The 19,340-nt window shown below is 58.3% G+C and carries 14 protein-coding genes; 4 read left to right on the top strand and 10 right to left on the bottom strand.

All coding sequences use genetic code 11. The annotated features are described in order from the left end of the window. Positions 1-2 precede the first annotated feature (2 nt). From PLUT_RS08520 to pheA, 5 genes are all read right to left on the bottom strand, one after another. Complete coding sequence (locus PLUT_RS08520) at positions 3-2,180, bottom strand: BamA/TamA family outer membrane protein (protein ID WP_011358374.1); 2,178 nt, start codon at positions 2,178-2,180, stop codon at positions 3-5. 66 nt (positions 2,181-2,246) lie between these two features. Beyond that, positions 2,247-2,474: a DUF2795 domain-containing protein gene (locus tag PLUT_RS08515; protein WP_011358373.1), complete on the bottom strand. Its 228-nt coding sequence runs from the start codon at positions 2,472-2,474 to the stop codon at positions 2,247-2,249. A 24-nt stretch (positions 2,475-2,498) separates the two neighbouring features. Then, positions 2,499-3,245, bottom strand: coding sequence for a M23 family metallopeptidase (locus PLUT_RS08510; protein WP_011358372.1), 747 nt, complete (start codon positions 3,243-3,245; stop codon positions 2,499-2,501). A gap of 108 nt (positions 3,246-3,353) precedes the next feature. Further along, positions 3,354-6,191, bottom strand: coding sequence for a DNA polymerase I (polA, locus tag PLUT_RS08505; protein ID WP_011358371.1), 2,838 nt, complete (start codon positions 6,189-6,191; stop codon positions 3,354-3,356). Next, on the bottom strand, positions 6,188-7,030 hold the full coding sequence (gene pheA, locus PLUT_RS08500; protein WP_011358370.1) for a prephenate dehydratase: 843 nt from the start codon (positions 7,028-7,030) through the stop codon (positions 6,188-6,190). The genes polA and pheA overlap by 4 nt, the downstream gene beginning before the upstream one ends. Positions 7,031-7,209: 179 nt before the next feature. On the opposite strand from pheA, the gene PLUT_RS08495 reads away from it, so the two are divergent. The 3 genes from PLUT_RS08495 to PLUT_RS08485 are packed head-to-tail and all read left to right on the top strand — an operon-like array spanning position 7,210 to position 9,097. After that, positions 7,210-7,962: a YebC/PmpR family DNA-binding transcriptional regulator gene (locus PLUT_RS08495; protein ID WP_011358369.1), complete on the top strand. Its 753-nt coding sequence runs from the start codon at positions 7,210-7,212 to the stop codon at positions 7,960-7,962. Between the two features lie 2 nt (positions 7,963-7,964). Continuing rightward, the gene (ruvC, locus tag PLUT_RS08490; protein ID WP_011358368.1) at positions 7,965-8,540 is read left to right on the top strand and encodes a crossover junction endodeoxyribonuclease RuvC; all 576 of its coding nucleotides are present in this window, start codon (positions 7,965-7,967) and stop codon (positions 8,538-8,540) included. A gap of 2 nt (positions 8,541-8,542) precedes the next feature. After that, positions 8,543-9,097 carry a CDP-alcohol phosphatidyltransferase family protein gene (locus PLUT_RS08485; protein ID WP_011358367.1) on the top strand — a complete coding sequence of 185 codons (555 nt, stop codon included), beginning with the start codon at positions 8,543-8,545 and terminating at the stop codon, positions 9,095-9,097. 87 nt (positions 9,098-9,184) lie between these two features. Here the strand turns inward: PLUT_RS08485 and PLUT_RS08480 are convergent, their stop codons facing one another. Continuing rightward, positions 9,185-10,597: a bifunctional UDP-3-O-[3-hydroxymyristoyl] N-acetylglucosamine deacetylase/3-hydroxyacyl-ACP dehydratase gene (locus PLUT_RS08480; RefSeq protein ID WP_041464178.1), complete on the bottom strand. Its 1,413-nt coding sequence runs from the start codon at positions 10,595-10,597 to the stop codon at positions 9,185-9,187. Positions 10,598-10,722: 125 nt separating this feature from the next. After that, positions 10,723-11,529 carry an inositol monophosphatase family protein gene (locus PLUT_RS08475; RefSeq protein WP_041463891.1) on the bottom strand — a complete coding sequence of 269 codons (807 nt, stop codon included), beginning with the start codon at positions 11,527-11,529 and terminating at the stop codon, positions 10,723-10,725. 171 nt (positions 11,530-11,700) lie between these two features. On the opposite strand from PLUT_RS08475, the gene PLUT_RS08470 reads away from it, so the two are divergent. Further along, complete coding sequence (locus PLUT_RS08470; RefSeq protein ID WP_011358364.1) at positions 11,701-12,183, top strand: TspO/MBR family protein; 483 nt, start codon at positions 11,701-11,703, stop codon at positions 12,181-12,183. 113 nt (positions 12,184-12,296) lie between these two features. Here PLUT_RS08470 and acs read toward each other — a convergent pair whose 3' ends face one another. The 3 genes from acs to PLUT_RS08455 form a co-directional block, all read right to left on the bottom strand. Continuing rightward, positions 12,297-14,300, bottom strand: a complete 2,004-nt coding sequence (gene acs / locus PLUT_RS08465) for an acetate--CoA ligase (RefSeq protein ID WP_011358363.1) — start codon at positions 14,298-14,300, stop codon at positions 12,297-12,299. 156 nt (positions 14,301-14,456) lie between these two features. After that, the gene (gene leuS, locus PLUT_RS08460) at positions 14,457-16,874 is read right to left on the bottom strand and encodes a leucine--tRNA ligase (protein WP_011358362.1); all 2,418 of its coding nucleotides are present in this window, start codon (positions 16,872-16,874) and stop codon (positions 14,457-14,459) included. 140 nt (positions 16,875-17,014) lie between these two features. Continuing rightward, positions 17,015-19,213: a polyribonucleotide nucleotidyltransferase gene (locus PLUT_RS08455; protein ID WP_011358361.1), complete on the bottom strand. Its 2,199-nt coding sequence runs from the start codon at positions 19,211-19,213 to the stop codon at positions 17,015-17,017. Positions 19,214-19,340: the final 127 nt, after the last annotated feature.

Below are 19,340 nucleotides of genomic sequence, written 5' to 3'. Positions count from 1 at the left end.
AATCAAAACGCTTCGCCAATGCCAAAGTTGAAGGTAAGGCCACCGTTGCCAAAGACCCACGGGTCGGCTTTTGCCGGGTCGTGCAGCCTCCATGCGAAGTCGAAGCGGAAGGGGCCGATCGGCGAGCCGACCCTGAGCCCGAGGCCACAGTCCCATGCAAAGTCGCGGGTCAGCGAGTTGAGGCTGAATGCATAGGGGCCGTTTCGGTTCCAGATGTTGCCGAGATCGCTGAAAGCGGTGACGCCGGACTCCTGACCGAAGAGCCGGAAGAATTTAAGCCGGTATTCCAGGGCGAGTTCTACCTTGATGTCCGCACCGAAGTTGGCAACGGCCTCACTTGAACTGTTGCCCGGACCGAGGGTGTTGAAGAGCCACCCCCGCATGCTGTTCGAGCCGCCGGAATAGAATCTTCGTTCCTCGGGCGTGTCTTCGGCCTTTCCGTATGGTGCCATCCACCCAAGGTCGACCTTTCCAGCAAGCCTGCTTTTGTCTGTGAGCCGTTTGTCGAAGGTTACCCGGGTGTCGGCTTTGACGTACTGCGAATAGGTGGTGCCGAAGATCTGGGGATCGGTGTCGGTAAAGCCGTTGTAGGGACGGGTATCTATGTATTCGTCAATCAGCCAGGGTATGGCGCCGGCATGCTCGAGGAGGATGTTGGTTTTCCAGATCGTTTTATCCGGCCGCAGGGGGTCCCGGTTGGTATGGTTGTAGCGAAGGCGGAAGGTCTGGTTGACATGTGCGTCGAGCAGGCTGTCCAACCCTGCGCTTACAGCAGCTTCATTTGAGGGGTCGATGCCGATGTTGTCGGCCAGATCAGTTCTGAACAGTTTCTCAAACCCCCTGAGGTCGTCTTTCTCTACCCACTCGATGTCGAAGAAGTCGAAATCGATGCGTCCCTTTTCACCGCTTGCGGCGCTGTAGCTGCCCCTGACGAGGGCATTGGTGTTAGTGAGCAGGACAGGCAGGCGGCTTTGGGAATATTCCGCCGACGCACTGTAGAAGTTGCCTGGCTTTTTAAGGACCGGCAGGAGCAGGGTATTTCTCAGCCGCAGTTCATAGGGGACCACAGGATCGTAGTCGCCCGGCTCAAGGTTGCTGAGCAGCGTGTTGCTCGAGCCGATCTGCGTACCGTATTCCGTAGTGGTGCGGAGCTGCTCGGCACCACCGAAGAGGTTTTTGTTCTCATAGGCCAGAGCACCGCCGAGAAAAAGCGATCCATAGCGGTTGTCAGCCAGAATTTTCGGTTCGAGCTGGTGCTTGGGGGCCGGTTCGAGATGGATGGTGTTGTAAAGCTTGCCGTTCTTCACGGAGTCCTGCTGGATGTAGATCGACGAGAAGATGTTTGTGGCGCCGAAGTTCTGCAGGGTTTTCTGCTCGCGGCTCTGGCGTGTGAGCATGCCTGGTCGGAAGTCGATTGCTGAGGTGATGAGGATTGGCGAGATGTTCTGCCCCCCGGCAATCCTTATGCTGAGGGAGTCCCGTGCAATGATTCTGCCTTCTTGTGAGGATTTTCGCGGCAGGGGGGTGTGGACGACGGCAGTCACTCCTCCGTAGTGGAGGCGCCGGGGCAGGCTGAGCTGCATTAGGACCCCAGCACGGGTTCCGACGGTGTCGATCCTGATTCTGAGGCTGTCTTCGTTGAAGAACGCGTAGCCGTGTTCGCGGAAGAAGGAGAGGCTGCGGTCCCGCTCGTCAATGAGGCGCTCGACGGAAAAAATATCGCCTGTGTGGAGGATTTTTCCCTGCAGGAACTCCTTCCGGAGCGAATCGGGGGCTGCGCTGATTCCACTGTAGGCCAGGGAGTCGATCCTTGTCGGTTCGTTTTCCTTGACATGGATGTCGATGTTGACTTGCCTGCCGCCGCTTTTATAGCTGAATCGCGGATCGAGCTCGGCAAAAAAATAACCTTTGTAGGTATAGAGTTTTCTGAGGAGGGTCAGATCCTTCTCAAAATCCTCCATGTTGAACGGATGCCGTCTCCGGGCGAGGATGCCGAGGCCCAGAAGTGATTTTTCCGGAGTGGTCATGATGACCTGCTGCAGTTCCTGGTCGCTTACGGCGCGGTTGCCGGTAAAGTCCACTTCTCCTACAAAGGGCGCTGTTTCAGCCGGAGCTGGTGAGGAGTTGGATGCTTCAGCGTGAAGCGGACTCCGGGCCGATGCCAGCATGACGAGCGTCATGAGGCATACGGCCGCCGTCAGAAAGGGGGGGCGGGCTAAAAAAAAAATGATGGGCGGCGTTTCATCCTAGGTGAGCAGTTCTTCGTCTCCGTAACAGAAGTCTTCATCGGTCGGGTAGTCGGGCCAGATTTCATCGATGCTCTCGTACATTTCGTCACTTTCGGGCAGGTCCTGCAGATTGTCTATGACCTGCTGCGGGGCGCCGGTTCTGTTTGCATAATTGATCAGTTCGTCTTTCGTCACCGGCCATGGCGCATCAGCGATGTAACGGGCAAGATCCAGATTCCAGTACATACTCAGTCTTTTGTGTTGTTCGTGTTAGGAGTTTGAGTCGGGTCCGTCCTCCGAAGGCTGCTGTATGGTGATGAACCTGTCAGGGTTCGATGCATCGAAGAAGTAAGCCGCCGGGTCGACCCTGACGCGGTCTTTGTAGACCTCATAGTGGAGATGCGGGCCGGTGGAGATGCCGGTGTTTCCCGAAAGTGCAATGACTTCACCGCGGCGGATCTTCTGTCCCTGTCGTACCAGGGACTTGGAGAGATGCGCGTAGGCGGTCATGAAGCCGAACCCGTGGTTGATGAGCACTTTCTGGCCGTAGCCTTTCTCGTATCCGGAAAACATCACGGTGCCGTTGCCTGTGGCCTCAACGCGGGAGCCTTCAGTTGCTGAAAAATCAACCCCCGAGTGGAACATTCTTGATTTGTAGATCGGGTGTTTCCGGTACCCGAACTCGCTGGTCACCGATCCGTTGACGGGACGGATGTTCGGGATGCATGCGAGGAACGGCGATCCCTCGCCTTCAGGTTCAGTGGATCCCGAGCCCGTTGCTGCCGGTTCAGTACCGTCCATCTGGCGGATCATCTGTTCGATCATCAGCTCAGTTCCCGTCAGAAGTCCTCCGGGAGCCGGGGTTTCAGCGTGGAGCAGTGATGCAGAGGGGAAGAGAACACAGCATATGATGAAGAGCGCCAGAGCTGCATCGGTGAACGACGGTACCCGCAGCTGGAACGCCTGCAGGTTTCTCCTGTGTCCCCTGGGGACATTTGGCCGTTTGTTCACGAACATGCGGTGTCTGGATACGGTGTTTCAAGCGGGATGTACAACACGTTTTCTGGAATATAAAATTTTTTTCTGTATAACAGAACGCCCTCTTCTGGTAAATGAACGCCCGCTTCAGTGGGCTTCGAGCCAGTTCTTCCCAATTCCGGTATCGACAGCGACCGGGACATTTTTCAGGCCGCAGAGTGCCGCCGCCTCGATCATGGCTTCCTCGACGAGTGACTTGAGGCCTTCTTTTTCATCTTCGGTGGTTTCAAAGACCAGTTCATCGTGTACCTGAAGGAGCATGACTGACTGCATGGAAGCCGCATCGATCCGTCGGCTGCAGAGATTCATGGCGCATTTGATGATGTCGGCCGCGGTGCCCTGGATTGGGGTGTTCATGGCAGCCCGCTCGGCGGCTTTCTGCACATTTGAGTTCCGGCTCGTGAGGTCTCTGAGGTACCGCCGGCGGCCGAGCAGTGTCGTGACGAAGCCGTTCTTTCTGCCCTCTTCGATGACTCCCTCAAGGGAGCTGAAGAGCCCGGGGTACTTCTCACGGTAGGTGTCGATGATCTCCCTGGCCTCGTTTCTGGGAATGTTCAGGCGCTTGGAGAGTCCGAATGGCTGGATGCCGTAGAGGACGCCGAAGTTGACCTCCTTAGCCTTGCGGCGCATGTCGGCGGTGATGTCTTCCGTGTCGAAAATGACCCTTGCCGTTTCGGCGTGGATGTCCAGGCCGTTACGGAATGCCTCGATGAGCTTCGGGTCCCCGGAGATCTCTGCAGCGATGCGGAGCTCGATCTGGGAGTAGTCGGCCGAGAGGAGCCAGTTCGCGGGGTTTGTGGGGATGAACGCCTTGCGGATCTCGCGCCCCAGCGGGGTTCGGATGGGGATGTTCTGCAGGTTCGGGTTTGACGAGGAGAGCCGTCCGGTGGCCGTGACGTGCTGGTTGAAGGATGTGTGCACCCTGCCGGTGCGGGGGTTCACCATCTTCGGGAGCGCATCGATGTAGGTGGTCTTGAGCTTCTGGAGGCTTCGGTACAGAAGCAGATCACTGACTACGGGGTGAAGCGGAGCGAGTTCCTCAAGCACCTCCACGTTGGTCGAGAAACCCGTTTTGGTTGTTTTTTTCGTCGGAAGGCCAAGCACGTTGAAGAGGATGTGGGAGAGCTGCTTCGGGGAATCGATGTTGAAGTCGGTGCCTGCGGCGGCATGGATCGTTTCCCTCAGCGATTCAAGCTGGTGACCGACAGCCATCGACGTTTCCTCCAAGTGCTTGCTGTCGATGCTTATGCCCTGATGCTCCATCTTTGCGAGCACACTGACGAGCGGGAACTCGATCGTTTGGCAAAGCTCCATGAGGCGGGGTTCGGCTTCAAGGTTTCTGGTGAATGCCCCTTCAAGCTGCAGGGCGAGGTCGGCGTCCTGGCAGGCGTAGTCTGTCAGTTTTGCGGGTTCGACATCGTAAATGTGCAGCCTGTTCTTTCCTGTGCCGGTGAGCTCGTCATATTTTGTGGTTTTGAGCCGGAGGTGCAGCGCGGCCATGTCGTCGAGGTTGTGTTTGCCGTCGGGGTCGAGCACGTAGCTGGCCAGCATCGTGTCGAAGCCGACGGGCCCGAGTTCCAGGCCGTAGTTCTTCAGGACGAGGATGTCGTATTTGAGGTTCTGGCCGGTTTTTGGTATGGCCGGATTCTCGAGCAGCGGCCGCAGGATCTCGATTGAGCGCCCCCGGTCGAGTCCGGTGCCTGCAAATGAAATAAAACGTGCTTTGGCCGGTTCAGCCGAGATGGAAATGCCTGCAAGTTCGGCCTCGAAGGTGTCGAGCGAGGTGGTTTCCGTGTCGACGGCGATTTTATCGGTCTGCAACATCTCCCTGACGAATTCCCGGAGAAGGTCCTCTGTCGCAATCATTCCGTAGTCTGCACCAAGGCGCGGGTCGCCGAGCTCCTCCGTTTCGGCTGCAGTTTTTTCCGCTCCTGCCGTTCTGGCCGGATCTCCGGCCGGTGATTCGACGGCCAGACCCGGGAAGGCTGCCGGGAGACGCGATGCGATGCTCCTCAGCTCAAGCTTTCCGAGGAGTTCGAGCAGTTCATGCCGGTCGGGAGTGGTACAGCGAAGCTCTTCAAGGGTGACATGGAGTGCCAGATCGGTGCGGATGGTGACGAGATCGGTAATGAGCTGGAGGCGGGGCCGGAACGCTTCGAGGCTTTTCCTGACTTTCGGCGTGAGTTCTTCGATATGGCGGTAGACTTCCTCCAGAGATCCGAACCGTGCGAGCAGCGAGGTCGCGGTTTTGGGGCCGATGCCCTCTGCTCCGGGGATGTTGTCGGAGGTGTCGCCGGTGAGGGTGAGGAAGGCTGTGAACTGTTCCGGCGGGACGCCGAACTGCTCCTCTACTTCCCGCGGTCCCATCAGCTGCAGCTCATTCTGGTTCTTTGAGGGCCTGAGGAGCTTGACGCCATCGTGTACCAGCTGGGCGAGGTCCTTGTCCGGGGTGACGATGTAGATGCTGCAGGCATCTTCGAACTCTTTTGCTGCCGTGCCGATGAGATCATCGGCCTCAAAGCCCGGCGTGCGGAGAATGGGAATGCCGAGCGCCCGGAGCAGTTCGAAGAGCGGTTCGATCTGGCCGGTCATCTCTTCGGGAGGTGCAGTCCGGTTTGCTTTGTATTCGGGAAAAATGTCATGGCGGAAGGTCTTTTCCCGGCTGTCAAACGCGGCGGCCAGATACCGCGGGTGATAGGATTCGAATATCCTGAGCAGGGTCGACATGAACCCGTACAGGGCTCCGGTCGGCCTGCCGTCCCGGGTTTTCATGCCGGCACGGAGAAGTGCGAAGTAGGCCCGGTAGAGCAGGGCCATGCCGTCGATGATGAAGAGATCGGGTTTTGCTCCGGCAGCCGCTGCCGGCTGGTCGTGCAGCTCCATTCCTGCGCCGTCGTCGAACACGCCAAGCTGCCTCTCGTTCATGCTTCCACCACCCCGTAGCTGCCGAACACCCTGACCATGGTGGCGAACTCCCGGAGGTGCGAGAGGGCGTGCTCTATGGCGGGGTCGTCGCGGTGGCCGATGACATCGACATGGAAGAGGTACTCGAAGGCCTTCTTGCGGAATGGTCGGGACTCGATTTTCGTGAGGTCGATGTCGCGCAGCGCCATCGTGGCGAGCGCCTTGAAAAGTGAACCCTGTTCGTTCGGCAGCGTGAACGCGATGGATGTCTTGTACTGGCCCGTTTCGTATCCAGCAAGGTGTTCGAGCGATTTCGGGTGCTCGGCATGGGTGATGCAGAAGAAGCGGGTGATATTCCACTCCTCATCGGCCAGATTTTCCTGCAGGATCTCAAGCCCGTAGAGCTCGCCCGCCCGTTTCGAGGCGATGGCCAGTTTCGAGGGGTCTTGTTCTCCGGCAATAAGCTTGGCGCTGCCGGCGGTATCGTAGGCGACCTCTTCCTGGAGGTTCGGGTGCGTCTTGAAGAAGTTCCTGCACTGCGCCAGTGCCTGCGGGTGGGAAAGGACCCGGCGGGCTGTTTCGGCTGACGAGCCCGGAAGGCCGAGCAGGCAGTGCTCCACTTTTACGAAGGTTTCGGCGGCAATCACGACCGGATGCTCGAGCAGGAGGTCGTAATTGCGGTGGATGCTTCCCCCGAGCGAGTTTTCCATGGGAATGACTGCGAAATCCGCACGGCGGTCCTCGACGGCCGAGAACACCTCCTCAAAGGAGTTGCATGGATAGGGTCGGCCAAGGCGGAGCGCGGCGATTTCACTATAGGCCCCGGGCTCACCCTGATAGGCGATCATCAGGTTTGTCATTGATTTTTCTAGTGATTAACTTGCACGTAAGCGGGCAGATTTGGTTTTATTTAAAGAAAATAAATCTATTATCATAGGACGGGCGCCAGAAGCCGCCCCGGCTGCCCATCCGAGAGGCGGGCGCATACCCTCCGCGGCCGAACCAGTCTTCAGGAACAACCACTACAGCAGTTTGCATTATGTCAGGACACAGTAAATGGGCGACCATCAAGAGAAAAAAGGCGGTCACCGACCAGAAACGGGGGAGCCTGTTCACCAAGCTGGTCAAGGAAATCACCATAGCGGCCAAGATGGGCGGAGGGGATCCGTCGGGCAACCCCCGGCTGCGCCTTGCCATCGATACGGCACGCTCGAACTCCATGCCGATGGACAACATCCAGCGGGCCGTCAAGAAAGGAACCGGCGAGCTTGAGGGGGTCATCTACGACGAAATAACCTATGAAGGATATGGCCCTGCAGGCATCGCCCTCATCATAGAGACCGCGACGGACAACCGCAACAGGACGGTCGCCGACCTACGCCACATCATGAGCCGCAACAACGGCTCTCTCGGTGAAAGCGGCAGTGTGAGCTGGATGTTCCAGCGCAAGGGAAGCCTTGAGGTCCCCGTGTCGGCGGCCAGCGAAGAGGCGCTGATGGAAGCACTGCTCGAGGCGGGTCTCGAGGACCTCAGCAACGACGGCGGCGAGACTTATACGGTCATTACCGACGTGCGCGACCTTGAGGCAGCTAAAAAGGCGCTCGAGGAGCAGGCGATAGCCTTCGAAAACGCAAAAATGGATCTCATTCCGGAGAACTACATTGAGCTCGAGGCCGAAGACGCCCGCAAGGTCATCAAGCTGATCGATGCGCTGGAGGAGAACGATGACGTTCAGGCCGTCTACAGCAATATGGAGATCAGTGAGAGTGCAATGAACAGTCTGGAAGACTGAGTATGATCGTGCTGGGGATTGATCCGGGGAGCCTCAGCACCGGTTACGGGGTGGTGTCCACGGATGACGGGCGGTACCGACTGCTCGAATGCGGCGTTCTGCGCCTCAATCCCGGAAAAAGCCACCCGGCACGGATCGGAGAGATTTTCGAGGCGCTTGACTGCCTCATCAGCCGGGTTCAGCCCGGACGATTGTCGATCGAGACGGCGTTCGTCGGCAGGAACGTACAGTCAGCCCTAAAGCTCGGCCAGGTCAGGGGGGCGGTCATCGCTCTTGGAGTGCATCGCGGCCTTATGCTCCATGAGTATGCCCCACGTGAGGTGAAGCTGGCCGTTACCGGTCGCGGCGGAGCCTCCAAGGAACAGGTTGCCGGCATGGTCACCGCCATGCTCGGGCTCGGCTCCGTGCCGAAGCCGCTTGATGTAACCGATGCCATCGCTCTGGCGCTCTGCGACATGCTTCGCAACGAGGGCAACGTATCGCTGCCGAAGGCAAAGGGCTCATCCCGAAGGGGGAACGGCTGGGCGGAATTCGTCAAAGCCAGTCCCGATCTGGTTGTTGAACCATTAAAGCATTAGCCGTGCAGGGGCATATCTTCAACATACCCAATGCGTTGAGTTTCCTGAGGATCCTTCTGATCCCCTGGTTTCTCTGGTTCTTCCACACAGGGCGGACCGACATCGCCATTGTCATCATGATCGTCGCCGTGCTGTCCGACTGGTTCGACGGCCAGGCCGCCCGATGGACCAATGAGGTCTCGGAGATGGGAAAGATCCTTGATCCTCTGGCCGATAAACTCTGTCTGGCCAGCGTGGCGCTCTATTTCCTCTGGGTCGGCGAACTGCCCCTATGGTTCGTTCTGTTTGCCGTGCTCCGTGACCTCTTTATCTTCGCCGGCGCCGCCTGGGTGCGTCACCACCATCAGGTGGTGACGACCTCGCTCTGGCCCGGGAAGTGGGCGGTGGGGTTCGTTTCGATGCTTTTCATTTCGATGGTATGGCCGCATCCGGTCTTTGAGCTCTGGCCTGTCAGGGAGTTTTTCCTCTATCTCTCCACCCTCATGCTTCTCTACTCCTTTATCCTCTACTGCATCCGCTTTTACCGTATCCACCACGGCCTTGAGTACAAGGCCTGAGGCGGAGTTCTTCAGTCAGTAAAAAAAAGGCCCCCGTGCTGAACGGAGGCCATTTTCTTTACTGACGAAGGGTTGCAGTTCCTCTCCTCATTTCTTCTCTGCAGGCTTGTCCATGACCGTAGCCATCAGCGAGGCTTCGCAGACAAGTTCGCCGCGGACGAACGCCTTGGCGTCGAACTGGCAGACGCTTCTGCGCATGTTGGTCATGACGGCTTCAATGACGAGAGTGTCGCCGGGCAGCACCGGTTTGCGGAACCGGGCCTTGTCGATCGCCATGAAGTAGACCACGCTCTCCTTGGTGTTGTTTTTGCCGTTGAGCATCATGATGCCGCCGGTCTGGGCCATTGCTTCGATGATGAGTACGCCCGGCATGACCGGGTTGCCGGGGAAGTGGCCCTGGAAGAAGGGTTCGTTCATCGTGACGTTCTTGATCGAGACAATCTTTTCATCAAGCTTGAACTCGACGATCTTGTCTATGAGCAGGAACGGGTAGCGGTGCGGCAGGATATTCTGGATCGCATTGATGTCGAAGATTACGCCGGCTTTCTTTTCGTGCTGATACTGGCGGGCGAGCTTGTTGCGGTCGGCGTATTTCTTGAGCTGGCGGACGAACTCCACGTTTGAAGCATGTCCGGGGCGTGCGGCCAGCACCTGCGCTTTTACCGGCATGCCGAGCAGAGCAATGTCTCCGAGCAGGTCCAGCAGCTTGTGGCGCGCTGGCTCGTTTGCGAATCGCAGCTCGCGGTTGTTGAGGATGCCGTTCTTGCCGAGGACGAGGTGGTCGCTTTCAAGTCCGAGTTTTTCTCCCAGCGTCAGCAGCTCGGTTTTCTCCATCTGCTTGTCGATGATGACGACGGCGTTGTCGACGTCTCCGCCCTTGATGATCCCCTGATTGGCCAGCGTTTCGACTTCGCTGAGGAAGCAGAATGTGCGGGAGGGGGAGAATTCCGTCATGAACTCTTTCTCGAGGTTGAAGAGTCCGGAGTGCTGGGAACCGAGTGCGGGGTTCTTGTAGTCGACCATGACGGTGGCCCGGAAGTCGTCGAGCGGCAGCGCGACGATGTCGACGCTGTTAAGGGTATCATGGTATTCGATGGTTTCGTCGATGACGAGGTAGTTTTTAGGCTCGTCCTGTTCCTTGAAGCCTGCTCCCTGGAGGGCTTCGCCAAAGGGCTGGGAACTTCCGTCCATGACCGGAGGTTCGGGGCCGCTCATTTCAATGCGGCAGTTGTCGATCTGGAGCCCGTAGAGGGCTGCGAGCACATGTTCGGTCGTGTGCACCTTCACTTCTCCGACGGCGATGGTCGTGCCGCGAAGGACGTCAACCACGTTGTCGATCAGCGCCGGGATCTCAGGGCTTTCGGCAATATCGGTGCGGATGAACCGGTAGCCGTAGTTCACCGGGGCGGGCTTGAAGGTGATCATGCATTCCTTGCCGGTGTGGAGGCCTGTACCCCAGAGTGAAACCTCTTTGTCGAGAGTGCGCTGATGAATGAGCATAGTGTGGCAGTTGCTCCTGTCGCCGAAGAGCGTCAGGAAATGAATCCCCATCGGGCAGGGGGAGAGAATTTTCAGATTTTCAAGATAATAAAGTAGCGGGTCCTCTTCAAATCATCGCCGGGCCATTATTCGGCTTCAGGGAAATGCTTCCGCGCCATGGTAAGCAGAAGTGGATGGGTTTCGGGGTTGCCGGCGATGATGCTCCGGCGCCTGAAGACATCATCCTCTCCCGTGAAGTCGGTGACCGTGCCGCCGGCCTCCCGCACGAGGAGGACGCCTGCGGAGAAGTCCCACGGAAACAGGACGTATTCCCAGAATGCGTCGAACCTCCCGCATGCCGTGTAGGCCAGATCGATTGCCGCAGATCCGGCTCGCCGTATGCCGGCCGACACCTTGACGACATCTTTCAGCATGGCCATGTAGGCATCCATGTAATGGTATTCCTTGAAGGGAAGTCCCGTGGCGATGAGCCACCCGTCATCTTCCCTCCGGTCGGCGACATTGATCCTGCGGCCGTTGAGGTATGCCCCCCGGCCCTTCCGGGCGGTGAAGAGTTCGTCGAGCACCGGCTGGTAAACAACACCGTGTGTGAGTCCCTCTGCTTCATCTTTCAGGGCGATGCTGATGGAGAAGACAGGGAAGGAGTGGATGAAGTTGAGGGTGCCGTCGAGCGGATCGACGATCCATGTCCTTCCCGACAGGGGCGGGGCAGTGGTGCCCTCTTCGCAGAGCATGCCGTCCCTGGGGAATGCAGCCTTGATGATCCTTTCGATTTCGGCTTCACACGCTTTGTCTGTTTCTGTGACGAAGTCCCTGAACTCTTTCGGGTGGATCTCTTTACCGGAAAGTTCACCAAATTTCTTCCGGGTGATGGCTCCTGCGGCGCGGGCGGCCTCTTCGGCAACCAGCAGTTCTGTTGATGGCTTTTCCATGTCGAATCGGGGAAGATGTTGCGGGTTACGGGCGTGTCCAATATAGTACTTCAATGCCGACTTCACTGCAAGCATAGGCCAACCTCCTTTTCGGGAAGGAATTATCGCGGGGGTGTGTATGTTAGTGTTGTCGTTCGATCTACAGTCACCATAACCTAGAAACCCCTTGCAATGAAGCAGCTTAATCCGGCAAAGACGGCGTTCAGCATCATCCTCTGTTTTCTCTTCGCCTACGGCGGCAGTCTGTTCACTCCCGTTCCCGGTTCAGAGTGGTACTACCAGACCCTCCAGCGGCCTTCCTGGAACCCGCCCGACTGGCTCTTTCCTCCGGTATGGAGTCTCCTGTTTCTCATGATGGCTGTCGCCTTTGCACTGGTGCTCAGCGCCCGCACGACGAGCGGCCGGCTCCCGTGGGGTGCCATCTCTGTGTTTGTGGCCCAGCTTATCCTGAATCTGGCCTGGTCAGCATCCTTCTTCGGCCTGCATTCGCCCCGGCTCGCATTCTTTGTCATCATCCTGCTCTGGTTGATGATCGTCTCGACGATGGTGCAGTTCCGGGGGATCGTTCCGCTCTCCTCCCGTCTGCTCGTGCCCTATCTCCTCTGGGTGAGTTTTGCCGCCTACCTGAACTTCACGATCTGGCAGCTGAACTGAGGGTCTCAGGCCTTGCTGAGCGTTGGATAGCGTGGAGTTGATGGAAAATGAGAAAGCCCGGGGTTGCCCGGGCTTTCTCATTCTTGTTATGCTAAAGGAGTGGGGGGAGAGCCTCAATCCTCTTCCTTCTCGCGGAGGTTTTCGAGTACACCGAAGTCTTCGAGCGTCGTGACGTCGCCCTTGATCTCGTTGCTCGTTGCCAGCTCGCGGAGCAGGCGGCGCATGATCTTGCCGCTGCGGGTCTTCGGCAGTCCTTTTGCCCAGCGGATCTCATCCGGCTTGGCGATGGGACCGATCTCCTTGGCTACGTGGTTGCGGAGCGCTTCGCGCAGTTTCATGTCGCCTTCGTACTCGTCCTTCAGGGTGACGAATGCGACAAGTGCGTTGCCCTTGATGTCGTCGGGGCGGCTGACCACGGCTGCTTCGGCGACGGCCTCGTATGAGACGAGCGCGCTTTCGACCTCGCTTGTGCCGAGGCGGTGGCCGCTGACGTTCACCACGTCATCGACGCGGCCCATGATCCAGATATAGCCGTCCTCGTCCTTGCGGGCACCGTCACCGGTGAAGTACATGTCGTGGAACTCCGACCAGTAGGTCTCCTCGTAACGCTTGTTGTCACCGTAGATGGTGCGGAGCATGGACGGCCAGGGCTTCTTGATGACCAGGTAGCCGCCCTCGTTCGGGCCGCAGGGTGTGCCGTCTTTCTGCACGACGTCGGCCATGATGCCGGGAAGCGGGCGGGTTGCGGTACCGGGTTTGGTCGGGGTCGCGCCGGGAAGCGGAGAGACCATGATGCCGCCGGTCTCGGTCTGCCACCAGGTGTCGACGATCGGGCATTTTTCCTGTCCGACCACCTTGTGGTACCACATCCAGGCTTCGGGGTTGATGGGTTCACCGACCGTGCCGAGCAGGCGCAGCGAGCTGAGGTTGTGCTTGGTCACCCATTCGTCGCCGGCGCGGATGAAGGCGCGGATGGCGGTCGGGGCCGTGTAGAGGATGGTGACCTTGTGGCGGTTGATGATGTCCCAGAAGCGATCCCACTGGGGATAGTTCGGTGCGCCTTCGTACATGAGGAGGGTCGCGCCGTTGAGCAGCGGGCCGTATACCATGTAGCTGTGACCGGTGATCCACCCGACGTCTGCCGTGCACCAGTAGATGTCGTCGTCGCGGATGTCGAAGACGTAGCGGAAAGAGCTGGCGGCGTGGACCATGTAGCCCGCCGTGGTGTGCAGTATGCCTTTGGGCTTGCCGGTCGAGCCGCTCGTGTAGAGCACGAAAAGCGGGTGTTCGGATTCAACCTCGACGGGTTCCGACTCGTCGGAGGCGAGCCCCATGAGGTCATGCCACCAATGGTCCATACCGTCGTGCATGCTGATATTCTCCCCAGTGACCTTCAGGACGATGACGCTGCGGATCGACGGGGTGTTGACGATGGCTTCGTCGACGATGTTCTTGAGGTTGATGGAGCCTCCGCGGCGCCGGGTTCCGTCGCAGCAGATGAGCAGTTTAGCACGGGAGTCGTTGACACGCTCGGTGATGGCGTGGGCCGAGAAGCCTGCGAAAATGACATTGTGGACTGCGCCGACCCTTGCGCATGCAAGAACTGCGATGACCAGTTCGGGTACCATGCCCATGTAGATGCCGACACGGTCACCGGGTTTGATGCCGGCGATCTTCAGGACGTTGGCGAATTTCGAAACCTGGCGGTGGAGTTCGCCGTACGTCAGAACGCGCTGCTCTCCCTCTTCGCCCTCCCAAATGATGGCAGCCTTGTTCTTGCGCCAGCTGTTTGCGTGCACGTCGACGGCGTTATAGCAGATGTTCGTCGTGCCGCCCTGGAACCATTTTGCGTAGGGGGTGTTCCACTCAAGGACAGTGTCCCATTTCTTGAACCAGTGGAACTCTTCGGCCAGACCGCCCCAGTAGGCGTCGGGGTCTTTTTCTGCGTCACTGTAGAGCTTTTCGTACTCTTCCATCGACTTGATCCGGGCATTTGTGGAAAAAGCGGCCGGAGGCGGGAACTTGCGCTTTTCAGACAGGACGGAGCTGATTTTGTCGTTTGCGGGAGACGATGAGGCGGCCTGCCCCGTTGCTGTTTTTTTGTCGTCTGTAGCCATTGATCCCGGATTTAAAGGTGTTGAAAAAAAGTCCCTTGTGCGGCACCTATGCCGCCTCGTCATCGCCTGAGAAGTCGAATACGAATTTTACATAAAAAAAATATTCTTGGCAATTGTCCGTCTCCCTATGTCTGGAACGTTGCCGGATTGATTGCATTATTTTACGGCAAAGTTGATGAGTTTTCCCGGAACGACGATTTCTTTTACGACCGTTGAGCCCTCAATGAACTTTCTGACGGATTCTACCGCTCTTGCCGCTTCGAGCATCTCTTCCTTCGATGCGTCTTTTGCGGCCTCGAACGTGCCCCTCAGTTTTCCGTTGACCTGGACGGCGATGGTGAGGACGTCGTTCGCTGCCAGAGCCGGGTCAAAGGTGGGGAAGGGCGCACGGGCTATTGATTCGGGGTGGCCAAGTGCTTCCCAGAGTTCTTCCGAGATGTGCGGTGCATAGGGGGCGAGGAGCAGCACGAGGGTTTCGATTGCCTCTCTGTTGCGGTTGCCGGTGCGGTGCAGGTCATTGACAAAGACCATCATCTCGGCGATGGCGGTGTTGAACTTCAAACACTCGGTGTCTTCCCGGACCTTCTTGACCGTCTTATGCATGCGGCGCAGGAGCTCCCCGGGCATGGCTGCTTCGTCCAGGACGGCCGCCGGGCCTTCAGTATCGGGGTGGACCAGCCGCCAGACGCGGTTGAGGAAGCGGCTGACGCCTTCAATCCCATTGGTGTTCCACGGTTTGACCTGCTCGAGCGGTCCGAGGAACATTTCATAGAGCCGGACGGCGTCGGCCCCGTATTTCTCAAGGACATGGTCGGCGGGGATGACGTTGCCGCGCGACTTCGACATCTTCTCACCGTCTTCGCCGAGGATCATGCCCTGGTTGAACAGCTTCTGGAACGGCTCCTTCGTACTGACGACCTTGAGGTCATAGAGCACCTTGTGCCAGAAGCGTGCATAGAGCAGGTGCAGGACGGCATGTTCGGCGCCTCCGATGTAGAGGTCGACATTCATCCAGTAGTGCTCCTTTTCAGCATCGACGAGGTGCTCGCTGTTCCGGGGGTCGATGAATCGGAGGTAGTACCAGCAGCTGCCGGCCCATTGCGGCATCGTGTTGGTTTCGCGGCGGAACGCACCCTTCCCGTCTGTTCCGTAGAGCCACTCGGGGATGTTGGCCAGAGGTGACTCGCCGGTTTCGGTCGGCTGGTAGGCCTCGACTTCGGGAAGACGGAGCGGCAGGTCTGTTTCGGTGCCGAGCGAGCCGTCTTCATAGTGCTTGACGGGAATGGGTTCGCCCCAGTAGCGCTGGCGGCTGAAGATCCAGTCGCGGAGGCGGTAGTTCACCTTCCTCTCTCCGCACTTTTTCAACTCAAGCCATGAGGCCATCCGCTCGAACGCTTCAGGGAAGGCGAGCCCGTCGAGGCTGATTTCGCTGTTGCTGGAGTTGACAGCCGTGCTGTCCTTGCCCTCATAAACCGCATCCTGAACGTCGTGGGGGCTTTTGACGACTTCAACGATCGGGAGCCCGAACTTCTTTGCGAACTCCCAGTCGCGGCTGTCGTGCGCAGGGACAGACATGATTGCCCCTGTGCCGTAGCTGGTGAGCACGAAATCGGAAATCCATACCGGAAGCGCTTCGCCGTTTGCAGGGTTGATGGCGTAGGAGCCGGTGAATACCCCGGTTTTATCTTTCTGCAGGCCTGTCCGCTCGAGCTCGGTTTTCAGCTTTGCTTTCGATATGTAGTTTTTTACCTCAACCAGCTGCGGTGCTGTGGCCAGCTTCTCGGCCATGGGGTGTTCGGGAGATATGACGAGGTAGGTCGCGCCGAACAGGGTGTCGGGGCGGGTGGTGTAGACCCGGAGCATCTTCCGGTGGCAGCGGAGTTCGAAGTCGACTTCGACGCCCTCCGAGCGGCCGATCCAGTTTCGCTGCATCTGCTTGACGTTTTCAGGCCAGTCGAGCCCGTCGAGGTCCAGGAGGAGGCGCTCGGCGTAGGCGGTGATTTTCAGCACCCACTGGCGCAGCGGACGGCGGACGACCGTGAGCCCTTCGGCAATCTTCTCCTCCACCTCTTCATTGGCAAGGACGGCGCGGAGCTCGACACACCAGTTGACGTCAACCTCCGACTGATAGGCAAGCCCCATTTCATACAGCTTCAGGAAGATCCACTGTGTCCAGCGGAAGTAGCCGGGGTCGGTGGTGTTGATCTCTCTTGACCAGTCGTAGGAGAACCCCATCGCCTGCAGGGTTTCGCGGAAGCTCCGGATGTTGTTTTCTGTCGTCAGACTCGGGTGGGTTCCGGTCTTGATTGCGTACTGTTCGGCCGGAAGGCCGAAGGCGTCCCATCCCATAGGGTGGAGGACGTTATTGCCGCGGCTGCGGCGGTAGCGGGCGACAATGTCAGAGGCGGTGTAGCCTTCGAGGTGGCCGACGTGCAGCCCCGATCCGCTGGGGTAGGGGAACATGTCGAGGACGTAGTATTTTGGCTTCTCCTGGCCCTCTTCAGCCTGGAAGGTTCCATGTTCCTGCCAGTATGCCTGCCATTTCTTTTCGGTATGCGAAAAATCGTACTTCATCGTGGGGCTGTCGGGTTCGGTCTGGTTGCGGGGTAGTATCGGGTTTCGGGAATAACGGGTAATAAGGAGTAATAACGGGAATAACGGGAATAAAAAAAGCAGTGCAGGGTTTCTGCACTGCTTTTACTTGTTCAGTGAGCTCAGTTGTTTTCAGGGGCGGCGCCGGCCTCTGTGCCGTTGACCGGCTCTTCATCCACCGCCTTCATTGAGAGGGCGAAGCGGGTTTTGCCGGTCCTCGGATCCTTGCGGATATCGACAAGCTTGACCTTGATGCGGTCACCGACCTTCAGGTGGTCGCTGACTTTGGTGACCCGCTCCCTGGAGATCTCTGAGATGTGGACGAGGCCGTCGGTCTTCGGGATGAACTCGACGAATGCGCCAAGCTCGTCGCGAACGTCGCGAACCTTGCCGACATAGATGGTGCCGACTTCAGGTTTGGCGATGAGCGCCTTGATGATTTCGACGGCAGCCTTGGTGCCTTCGTTGCTGGAGCATGCGATGGTGACAGTGCCGTCATCCTCGATGTTGATCTCCGCACCGGTCTCTTCGGTGATGCTGCGTATGGTTTCGCCGCCCTTGCCGATGATGAGCCCGATGGACTCAACAGGAACCTGGATGGCGGTGAGTCGGGGAGCGTACTGGGCCAGTTCCTCACGCGATGCAGGAATGGCTTCCTCCATCTTGTCAAGGATGTGGAAGCGGCCGCGACGGGCCTGTGCCAGCGCGTTCTCGAGGATGTGGTAGTCGAGTCCGTCGATCTTGATGTCCATCTGGCATGCGGTGATGCCGTCCCGGGTGCCGGCTACCTTGAAGTCCATGTCGCCGAGATGGTCCTCGTTGCCGAGGATGTCGGAGAGGACTGCGTACTCTTCGCCGTCTTTGATGAGGCCCATTGCGATGCCGGAGACCGGCTTCTTCAGCGGAACGCCACCGTCCATCAGTGCGAGGGTGCCGCCGCAGACCGAAGCCATGCTGGATGAACCATTCGACTCAAGGATTTCGGAGACGATGCGGACAGTGTATGGGAACTCCTGCTCGCCGGGGGCGACCATCTTGATGGAGCGCTCGGCAAGGTTGCCGTGTCCGATTTCGCGGCGTCCGGTGGAACCGAGTCTGCCGACTTCACCGACTGAGAAAGGCGGGAAGTTGTAGTGGAGCATGAAGCGCTTGTCGGCGCTGTTGGTGAGGGTGTCGACAGACTGCGCGTCTTTCTTGGTTCCGAGGGTGACGGCGACAAGCGCCTGGGTTTCGCCTCTGGTGAAAAGAGCGGAGCCGTGGGCTCTCGGGATGACGCCGAGTTCAATCGTGATGGGCCGGACCTGCTCAAGGTTCCTGCCGTCAAGTCGTTTGCCGTCGTCGAGGATCATGCGGCGCATGACGTTCTTTTCAAAGGAGTGGATCTCTTCTTCAATGATGTGCTCGTTCAGGCAGAGCGCTTTGGACGGGTCGGCAGCGAGTGCTTCAGGACCGAAGGCGGCACTGAAATGCTCGATGGCCTTTTTGACGGTCTCGCTGTAGATCGCCTTCGTCTCATCTGCGCGCACTTCCTTTGCAAGCGGCTTGTAGGCCAGCTCTTTCAGGCTGCTTTCGCAGGCGTTCTTCACATACTCCGAGAGTTCTGCAGGAACCTGGAGCGGGGTGAAGGGGCGTTTGGCTTTGGCTACCTCACCTGCGAGTTCATTCTGGAGCTGGCAGAGCTTCTTGATGGCTTCATGGCCGAATTTGATGGCGTCGAGCATCTCGGCTTCGGAAATCTCCTTCATCTCGCCCTCGAGCATGCAGATGGTGTCGGCGGTGCCGCCGATGCTGATGTCGATATCGCTGCCCTCAAGCTCGTCGATGGTCGGGTTGATGATGAACAGGCCGTTCACCCTGCCGACGCGGACCTCTGACATGGCGTTTTCGAAGGGGATGTCGGAGACCATGATGGCTGCCGATGCGGCCAGTCCGCCGAGCACGTCGGCATCGTTCTGCTGGTCGCTGGAGATGACGTTGATGATGACCTGGGTCTCGTGGTAGTAGCCGGTCGGGAAGAGCGGGCGGAGTGCGCGGTCGATAAGGCGTGCCGAAAGGATCTCTTTTTCCGAGGGACGGGCTTCACGCTTGAAGAATCCGCCGGGGAACTTGCCTGCGGCATAGTATTTCTCGCGGTATTCAACCTGGAGCGGAAAGAAGTCCTGATTGACAGAAGGTGTTTTGCGGCTGGATACGACGGTGGCGATGACCATGGTGTCGCCCATGCGGACCACGGTGGCACCGTCGGCCTGTTTGGCCATCCTGCCGGTTTCGATCGAGATCGTTTTGCCCTGTCCGAGATTGATTTCTTTCGTGATAATCATAAAAATCGCTTGTGATTGGTGATGGAAAAACGGTGTCCGGTCGGGGTTCTCCCTTCCGGTGGCTGACTTTCCTTGATGAGGGACAGTACTGCAGCCTGTCTTTGAATATACTATAAAAAAAGTTGAT

Origin of the sequence: Pelodictyon luteolum DSM 273, from assembly GCF_000012485.1 — a bacterium.
Classification (GTDB): Bacteria; Bacteroidota; Chlorobiia; order Chlorobiales; family Chlorobiaceae; genus Chlorobium; species Chlorobium luteolum.
The sequence above is the reverse complement of the archived record's forward strand: the minus strand, read 5'-3'. Positions and strand labels throughout refer to the sequence as shown.

Bases quoted from the DNA above. Each gene is read 5' to 3' on its own strand.
- PLUT_RS08520 (WP_011358374.1), bottom strand. From the start codon at position 2,180: ATGACGCTCGTCATGCTGGCATCGGCCCGGAGTCCGCTTCACGCTGAA.
- PLUT_RS08515 (WP_011358373.1), bottom strand. From the start codon at position 2,474: ATGTACTGGAATCTGGATCTTGCCCGTTACATCGCTGATGCGCCATGG.
- PLUT_RS08510 (WP_011358372.1), bottom strand. From the start codon at position 3,245: ATGTTCGTGAACAAACGGCCAAATGTCCCCAGGGGACACAGGAGAAAC.
- polA (WP_011358371.1), bottom strand. From the start codon at position 6,191: ATGAACGAGAGGCAGCTTGGCGTGTTCGACGACGGCGCAGGAATGGAG.
- pheA (WP_011358370.1), bottom strand. From the start codon at position 7,030: ATGACAAACCTGATGATCGCCTATCAGGGTGAGCCCGGGGCCTATAGT.
- PLUT_RS08495 (WP_011358369.1), top strand. From the start codon at position 7,210: ATGTCAGGACACAGTAAATGGGCGACCATCAAGAGAAAAAAGGCGGTC.
- ruvC (WP_011358368.1), top strand. From the start codon at position 7,965: ATGATCGTGCTGGGGATTGATCCGGGGAGCCTCAGCACCGGTTACGGG.
- PLUT_RS08480 (WP_041464178.1), bottom strand. From the start codon at position 10,597: ATGCTCATTCATCAGCGCACTCTCGACAAAGAGGTTTCACTCTGGGGT.
- PLUT_RS08475 (WP_041463891.1), bottom strand. From the start codon at position 11,529: ATGGAAAAGCCATCAACAGAACTGCTGGTTGCCGAAGAGGCCGCCCGC.
- PLUT_RS08470 (WP_011358364.1), top strand. From the start codon at position 11,701: ATGAAGCAGCTTAATCCGGCAAAGACGGCGTTCAGCATCATCCTCTGT.
- acs (WP_011358363.1), bottom strand. From the start codon at position 14,300: ATGGCTACAGACGACAAAAAAACAGCAACGGGGCAGGCCGCCTCATCG.
- leuS (WP_011358362.1), bottom strand. From the start codon at position 16,874: ATGAAGTACGATTTTTCGCATACCGAAAAGAAATGGCAGGCATACTGG.
- PLUT_RS08455 (WP_011358361.1), bottom strand. From the start codon at position 19,213: ATGATTATCACGAAAGAAATCAATCTCGGACAGGGCAAAACGATCTCG.